The sequence below is a fragment of the Castellaniella defragrans genome, from assembly GCF_014203015.1.
Lineage (GTDB): Bacteria > Pseudomonadota > Gammaproteobacteria > Burkholderiales > Burkholderiaceae_B > Castellaniella > Castellaniella defragrans.
In genome coordinates this window covers 20,324-27,888 of sequence record NZ_JACHIB010000027.1, presented here as the reverse complement: position 1 = coordinate 27,888, position 7,565 = coordinate 20,324, and the positions used below count along the sequence as shown (strand labels likewise).

Here is a 7,565-nt window from a genome sequence, read left to right as displayed (position 1 = left end):
GATCCGGTGGGCTGCCTGCCCTATCGAAATCCGTGGCCTCGGATCGCCGGAAATTCGGCCTGAAACAGGACAAATGAATTTTTCAGGGACGACCAGGTAAAGGCCCCGCTTGACTTCATAGGCGTAGGAGACCGAATACGTCGTCTGGTATTTCTCGGTTTCCAGGCCGGCGAGCGCGAACTGATCGCGCACGTCCTTGCTGAACCAGTTCCGGGCGATGCTGACAGAAAACAGATCGGCCGGTCGTGAGGGGAAGGTCCCGATCTTGTAGAACGACAGGCCCACGTCGCCGTTGTAGACGTTGCGGTCGGGCGGGGCGTAGTTGGCCCGCAGGTTCATGTACCACCCGAGCAGCGGACTCAGGCTGCTGTCGTGGGTCAACTGAATGTCGGCCTGCGAATACAGGGCGTAATTCCTGTCCTTCCTGCCCGAGCCATCGTAAAGCCGGTATTGCGACGTGTTGTAGATGGCGCCGGCCCGGAACCAATGCGCTTTCTCGCCCAGATCGTACCGCCCGCGATAGCCCAGTTCGGTGACGTAGACCGCCCCGGCTCCCGGGATCCTGGTGAACAGGTCATGCTTCAGATCGCTGTTTGCGATCAGGCCGTCGGGCGACATGCTCTGGGCCACCGCGGATTTGCTGTAGAAGCGGTGATCCTTGTCGTACACCGTCAGTCCCAGATAGGGGGCCGGCTCGATCGTCGTCAAACCGGCCTGGACGGTGATCGCCGATTCCAGTCGCAATGCGCTGGCCCCGAGGCTGGTGCCGCTGGTCTGGCCGTAGAATTCGTTTGCCGCCCGCACGAAACCCAGCTTCAGTTCGGCCCGGTCGTTCGAGAAGGGCGTGAAGATCGACAGCTCGTTGATGTAGGTTTTGGACGGTGCGAAGTCGTGCCATGTCGATGCGGCCGAACTGACGTCAAAAATGAAGGTCGCCCCCGGGTTGAAACCGAGCCGGCTCAGGTCGTACAGAGAGCTGACCCACAAGGCGGTGCCGAGCAGCGGTTTCTGGCCTGGGTAGGTCTGGAGGTCGTTCCCGTTCTTGTTCCGGATGTCGTACAGCGAATTGATTAAGGTCAGGTATCCTCTGACGTTCCAGCCGTGATCGAAAAGGGTCTCGCGTAATCCGCCCAGGTCGGGCGAGAAGGTCGCGCAATTCGGCGGCCAGGGCGTGGTGGACCCGCGCGGCCGGATGCTGTCGTATTTCAGGCAATCGGGCGGCTGCGGCGCGGCCGCCGCGGGTTCCTGCGCGGCCTGCTCCTGCGCGTGTGTCGTGCCGATGGGGGCGAGGATCGCCAGCAGGCCCGACAGGACCACGGTCCGGTAATGGAATGTTTTCATTGCTCCTCTCTGGGGCCGGCCGCTCCGGCGCCGCCGCGCTCCCGCACGGCGGCCGCTCGATGGCGCCCGGCCCGCTCTCTTATCGTTGGTGGGGGGGTGTGCCGCGTCAGCACGTATGCGCGCGGATGAAGGCGCGGATGTCCTTGTCGATCGCCTCGCATTCCTCGGTGAAGGGCAGATTGCCGTGCGGCGCCGCTTCCATCACGTGCAGCTCCGCCGGGACCCCGGCGGCGCGCAGCGCGCGGTGCATGCGCACCGCGTTCGACAGGAACAGGTCCCGCGTGCCGGCCGTCAGCAGCGTCGGGGGAAAGCCCGCCGTGAAATCGGCGAACAGCGGCGACACATAGGGATCCGCCAGGTCGTGCCCGTTGGCGTACAGCAGGTTCACCGGCATCAGGCTGTTCAGTACGTTGTCCACCCCGGCATTGGCCCTGAAACTGTCGCCGGATTCGGTCAGGTCCAGTTCGGGCGTCTGCAGGATCATGGCGGCGGGCAGCGGCATGCCTTCGTCGCGGCACTTCAGCAGCGTCGCGGGGATCAGGTTGCCGCCGGCCGAAAGCCCGTGCATGACGATTTCCCCGGGCCTGCGCCGTTCGAGCAGCGCCCGGTAGGCCTTCCGCCCGTCTTCCAGCGCGGCCGGAAAAGGGTGTTCGGGCGGCATCCGGTAATCGACGGTCCAGACGCGGGCCTTGAAGCGGGCCGCCACAGCCTTGGCCATCTCGACGACATAAGGCCCGCAGAAGATCAGGGCGCCGCCGTGCATGTCGAAGAGGACAGTCCGGTCATCGGGATCGAGCCCTTCCGGGGTCACGATGTGGATCCTGACGCCCTCGATGTCGAGTGTCTCGACCTCGAACTGGCCTGGCGGCGTCATCGCCTTCCTCAGAGGTTCCAGGGATAGGGAGTTCTCGACCTCGTCCACGTATTTCCGCCAGCCCTGGATATCCGCGACGGCCGGAAAAGGCGTTTTCATGGGGTTGTCCATGAGGACGAGCATCGACCGGGCCAGGTCGCTCATGTGATCCGGCGCCGGCAGGACACGTTCGGGCACGACCAGCGGTTGAACTGCGGGTTGAACTGCGTTGTCTTTCATTGGAAATTTCTCCTCCGTCCAAGTGGATGCCGATCGGAGGCGTGTATCCGCGCGGGCCGGCCGCTTTTTCGCAGCCGCCCCGCGCTCGCACAGCGCATGCCGTTTCGGTCCGCACATCCTAGGGAGGAGGGGGAGAAAAGTATTGAACGGCCCGGGCGGATTTTTGAACACCGGGCCGCCGCACGGGAGTGTTACTCTATAGCCCGTTCCATTCCCTCCACGACGCGTTCCCCATGTCCACCCCTTCCGGTTCCGCGCCTGTCGCGGACGGCGGCATCCTCGAATATGTCGCTTCCAGCCAGCTGCCCACGCCTTGGGCCGTCTTCCGGATCCACGCCTTCGCCGAGCCCGCCACGGGCAAGGAGCACGTGGCCCTGACGCTGGGCGAGCCGTTCGGGGACGCGCCGGTGCTCGCGCGCATCCATTCCGAATGCCTGACGGGCGACGCCCTGTTCAGCCAGCGCTGCGATTGCGGCGCCCAGCTGGAAGCCGCCCTGCAGCGCATCGCGGAAGAGGGCCGCGGCATCCTCCTGTACCTGCGCCAGGAAGGCCGCGGCATCGGGCTGCTGAACAAGATCCGCGCCTACCAGCTGCAGGACGAGGGCGCCGACACGGTCGAGGCCAACGAGCGCCTGGGATTCCCGGCCGACATGCGCCGCTACGACCTGTGCCGGCCCATGCTGGACCATTTCGGCATCCGCAGCGTGCGCCTGATGACCAACAACCCGCGCAAGGAGCGCGTGCTGGGGGACCTGGGCATCGCGGTCGCCGAGCACATCCCGCTGCAGGTCAACCGCAATCCCTACAACGAGCAGTACCTGCGCACCAAGGCGCGCAAGCTGGGCCACCGGTTCAAGGAATACTTCGGCGAAGCCCCCTGAACGCCGGCGCCGCCTTCAGTTCAGGGATGCCCGGGCGAGCTCTGCCCGAACAATGATGTTGCCGTCAGGGGCATGGACCGGCCCGGGGACGGGCGTCATGGATAATACCGATGGTGGCCGGAATCGCCGCCATGTTAAAAACCGATAAGTTGCAGGTTCTTTTCAGCGGACTCCATCGTGACGACTGATCTACATCCACCCGCGCTCGTGTGATGTTTCCCCTGCTCAAGCCCCCAGTCCCTCTTTATGCACAGGCCCCCGGTCCTGACGTCGCCGCATTGTTTCCGCCCGAACACGCCGACCGTTCCCACATCCTGGCATTGATCCGGCTGGGGGACTATTCCCAGGACGCCTATCTGGCCACCGACACGCATGGCGCCATCGTCTACATGAACCGCAGCGCCGAGCGCCTGTTCGGCTACCGCAAGGGCGCGGCCATCGGGCTGCCCGTCGAAGACCTGCTGCCCGACGTGGGCGAAATCAATCTGCGGCTGCGCCAGCCCGGCATGCGCAACACCCTGCCGTGGCGCGGCCAGGGCCTGGACCGCCAGCGCCAGCCCCTGATGCTCACGGGCGCCGCCACGCACATCCCGTCGCCCACCGGCCACAGCCACCTGTACGTCATGCGTCCGCGCCGGGCGGGGCTGTCCGACGCCGACCGCCAGGCCGAGCTGGCCTCCCTGGTCTACCGCAGCACCAGCGAGGGCATGCTGGTGCTGGACCCCAAAGGCTTCATCCTGGACGTCAACCCCGCCTTCGTGAAACTGCGCGGGCGCCCCGAATCCGAAGTCATCGGCCGGCACGTCCGCTGCCTGAATTCCCCCTGCCACGACCGGGAGTTCTACCGGGCCATGTGGCGCGCGGTGATGGAGACCGGCAGCTGGCAGGGCGAACACTGGGGCCAGCACGCCAACGGCGAGCTCTACCCCGAATGGCTCAGCATCAACACGTCCTACGGGGCGGACGACGAAGTCCACCGCCGGGTGATGATCTTCTCCAACATCGCCGAGATCAAGCAGGCCGAGGCCATCATCTGGAAGCAGGCCAATTTCGACCGCCTGACCGACCTGCCCAACCGGCAGATGTTCCACGACCGCCTGGAGCAGAGCATCCGCAAGTCCCGGCGCACCGGCAGCCGCACCGGCCTGCTGTTCCTGGACCTGGACCGCTTCAAGGAAATCAACGACACCCTGGGCCACGCCATGGGCGACGAACTGCTGAAGGAAGCCGCCCGGCGGCTCAGCGGCTGCGTGCGCCAGAGCGATACCGTGGCCCGGCTGGGCGGCGACGAGTTCACCGTCCTGCTGGACGACATCCGCGAGCCGCGCGACGTCGAGCGCCTGACCCGCAACATCCTGCGCCGGCTGGCCGAGCCCTTCCGCCTGGGCGTCGAGACCGTCTTCATCTCCACCAGCATCGGCATCACCTTCTACCCGGACGACGCCGCCGACGCCGAATCGCTGCTGAACAACGCCGACCAGGCCATGTACGCCGCCAAGGCCGAAGGCCGCAACCGCAGCTGCTATTTCACGCTGTCGATGCAGGAGCAGGCCCAGACCCGCATGCGGCTGGTCAACGACCTGCACCTGGCGCTGGGCCAGAACCAGTTCTCGCTGGACTTCCAGCCCATCGTCGATCTCGCCAGCGGCCGCATCACCAAGGCCGAGACCCTGCTGCGCTGGCATCATCCGGTGCGCGGGCTGGTGTCGCCCAACGAATTCATCCCCCTGGCCGAGGAAACCGGCATCATCCGCTCCATCGGCGACTGGGTCTTCTGCGAGGCCACCCGCCAGGTCGCCGAATGGCGCCGCGTGTACGGGCTGGACATGCAGGTCAGCGTCAACATCTCCCCCGCGCAACTGCGCCACGAGGGGCTGGACCACGTGTTCTGGCGCAACCACCTCGACACCCTGGGCCTGTCGGCACGCCAGGTCATCATCGAAATCACCGAGGGCCTGCTGATCGATTCCGGCGACGAACGCATCCAGCGCCAGCTGGACGCCTTCCGCGACGCCGGCATGCAGGTCGCGCTCGACGACTTCGGCACCGGCTATTCCTCGCTGTCCTACCTGCGCAAGTTCAACATCGATTTCCTCAAGATCGACCAGTCCTTCGTGGCCAACCTCACCCCCGACGGCCCCGACCTCGCCCTGTGCGAGGCCGTCATCCTGCTGGCGCACAAGCTGGGCCTGCGGGTGGTGGCCGAAGGCATCGAATCGCGCGAGCAATACGAGCTGCTGGCCGCCGCCGGCTGCGACTACGGCCAGGGCTACCTGTTCGCGCGGCCGCTGGCGCCCATCGACTTCGAGCCGCTGCTGGCCAACGGCACCGACCTGCGGCCGGGCGTGCATTCCGCGTTCTGACGTTCTGACGTTCTGAATTCCGGCCGTCCGGCGTTCCTCGGCTCCGCTGCGTTCGGCGGCCGGGCGCGTCTGGCGGACCGCCGCTTTTGCCGGCCGGCTCCCGGCCTCAATCGCCCTGCATGCCGGCCGCCTGGTTGCGCGGTCCGCCGGCGGCCGGGCCGTTCCGCGCATTTTGCAGGCACTCGGGCGTGGCGGGCAGCACGGCCCAGTGCAGGTCGATCACCGGTCCCTTGGGGCCGGACCAGGGCACCTCGTCCACGCCTTTCCACGGCGCCGCGTCCACCAGCGCCCGCACGGCGGGGACCGGCACGGCGCGCCCGCGTTCGCTGTAGGCGACCAGCGCGCCGCAGCGCAGGGCCGTCCCCGGAGCGAACCAGGGGGATTGTTCGTCGCTGGCGTCGATCCAGACCCGGGTCTCGGGGCCGACGTGCACGGCGATGTTGCCGCCCAGCCAGGTGTTCGAGACCACCACGCGCAGCGGCCGCCCGGGCTGGTGCTCGCGCCAGTGCCGCAGCGCGTGCGCCGCCAGTTCCGGCCCGGGGTAGGTGGAGCGGGCGGCGTAGCCCGTCATCTGCGCGATCGGCCCCCGGGCGGCGGCGTAGCCGACGGCCATCAGCACGTGCAGCGCGGCCGCCAGGATGAGGATGCGGCGCAGCTGCACCGCCTCGGGCCCGCGCAGCCAGCCCAGCCCGTAGAAGCCGAACAGCACGAAGAAGGTGCTGGCCCAGGACGCCTCCAGCCGCGAGCCCAGCGCCACCGAGACCAGCACCGTGCTGAGAAAGGGCGCCAGGCCGACCCACAGCAGGAACTGCCGGTCCCCGGCGGCCAGCTCGCGCCAGTAGCGCGGGGCGGTGACCGCCGCCGCGAAACGTTCGTCGTTGGCCGCGTGGCCCGGCGCCCGGTCGCCGTGGCGCCTGCGCCAGAAGGTCCAGGCGATCAGGATCAGCGCCATGGGCGTCAGGCGTCCCGCCTGGTCCAGGGTGAAGTCCAGCAGGTCCTTCAGGGCGGCCAGCCGCCCTCCCGCCCGCAGCGAGGCGTCGGCGTAGCGCAGCGGCTCGAAGTGGTGCTGTTCCAGCCACCACAGGTGCGGGCCGAGCACGGCGAGGAAGGCCAGCGCGGCGACGCCGATGCCGCCCCAGGTGGCCGGGCGGCGCAGCGCGCCGCTGCGCAGCGCGTAGAGGAAGAAGGCGGCGAACTGGATCAGGGCGCTGTACTTGGTCAGCATGGCCAGGCCGCCGACGGCGCCCAGCAGCGCCCAGTCGCGCAGCCGGCCGCCGCGCAGCGCCCGGTGGCACAGCCAGATCGAGGCGGTGATCGACCAGAGCTGCGCCGTGTTGTGGTTGTAGATCGTGCCGCGCAGCGAGAAGTAGGCGGTCGCCGAGACCAGCAGGGTGGCGATCAGCGCCCGATGGGGCGTGGTGATCTCGCGGCCCAGCAGCCACACGAACCACAGCCCCAGCGCCGAGAACACCTGCCCCATCAGGAAGGGCAGCCACACGGGCCGGCCCAGGAGTTCCGTGGCCAGGTGCATGAACCAGGAGGGCAGGGGCGGGTGCTTGGTGTAGCCCAGTTCCAGGCTGGCGGCCCAGACGAGTTCTTCCATGCCGTCCAGGTCGGGCGCCGAATGGCTGAGGGCGCACAGCACCGTCCACAGCGCCACCATGCAGAGCAGGCACAGCAGCACCAGCGCGGCGCCGGGCGGACGGGCGAGCAGGGGGATCTTCGGGGGGGCGGCCGGCAGCATGGCGGGGAGTATACCGGGCGGAACGGCGGGGCGAAACAGTCCGCAATGGCTCGAAATGGTCCGGAATAATGCATGCCGGTACGGAATAATGCGTATGGCCGCACCGCCGGGTCGGACAGCGCGGCGCGCGCGGGGCCGCATGG

5 protein-coding genes are annotated in these 7,565 nt (G+C 67.8%); 2 read left to right on the top strand and 3 right to left on the bottom strand.

Annotated elements, in window-relative coordinates:
• Positions 1-1,341, bottom strand: a 1,341-nt coding sequence (locus HNR28_RS17530) for a carbohydrate porin (RefSeq protein WP_184143077.1), incomplete at its 3' end; no start/stop codon positions are given.
• Between the two features lie 106 nt (positions 1,342-1,447).
• On the bottom strand, positions 1,448-2,434 hold the full coding sequence (locus HNR28_RS17525; RefSeq protein WP_151024485.1) for an alpha/beta hydrolase: 987 nt from the start codon (positions 2,432-2,434) through the stop codon (positions 1,448-1,450).
• 233 nt (positions 2,435-2,667) lie between these two features.
• Between HNR28_RS17525 and ribA the strand changes: the two genes are divergently transcribed.
• Both ribA and HNR28_RS17515 read left to right on the top strand, forming a co-directional pair.
• Positions 2,668-3,315 carry a GTP cyclohydrolase II gene (gene ribA / locus HNR28_RS17520; protein WP_151024484.1) on the top strand — a complete coding sequence of 216 codons (648 nt, stop codon included), beginning with the start codon at positions 2,668-2,670 and terminating at the stop codon, positions 3,313-3,315.
• 278 nt (positions 3,316-3,593) lie between these two features.
• A complete protein-coding gene (locus HNR28_RS17515; RefSeq protein WP_052355635.1) occupies positions 3,594-5,678 on the top strand; it encodes a putative bifunctional diguanylate cyclase/phosphodiesterase in 2,085 nt (694 codons plus the stop codon).
• A 106-nt stretch (positions 5,679-5,784) separates the two neighbouring features.
• Here HNR28_RS17515 and HNR28_RS17510 read toward each other — a convergent pair whose 3' ends face one another.
• Positions 5,785-7,422 (bottom strand): glycosyltransferase family 39 protein, encoded by a 1,638-nt coding sequence (locus tag HNR28_RS17510; RefSeq protein WP_084330535.1) that lies wholly within the window; start codon positions 7,420-7,422, stop codon positions 5,785-5,787.
• Positions 7,423-7,565 lie beyond the last annotated feature (143 nt).

Excerpts from the sequence above, each read along its gene's own strand:
- HNR28_RS17525 (WP_151024485.1), bottom strand. The coding sequence starts at position 2,434 with ATGAAAGACAACGCAGTTCAACCCGCAGTTCAACCGCTGGTCGTGCCC.
- ribA (WP_151024484.1), top strand. The coding sequence starts at position 2,668 with ATGTCCACCCCTTCCGGTTCCGCGCCTGTCGCGGACGGCGGCATCCTC.
- HNR28_RS17510 (WP_084330535.1), bottom strand. The coding sequence starts at position 7,422 with ATGCTGCCGGCCGCCCCCCCGAAGATCCCCCTGCTCGCCCGTCCGCCC.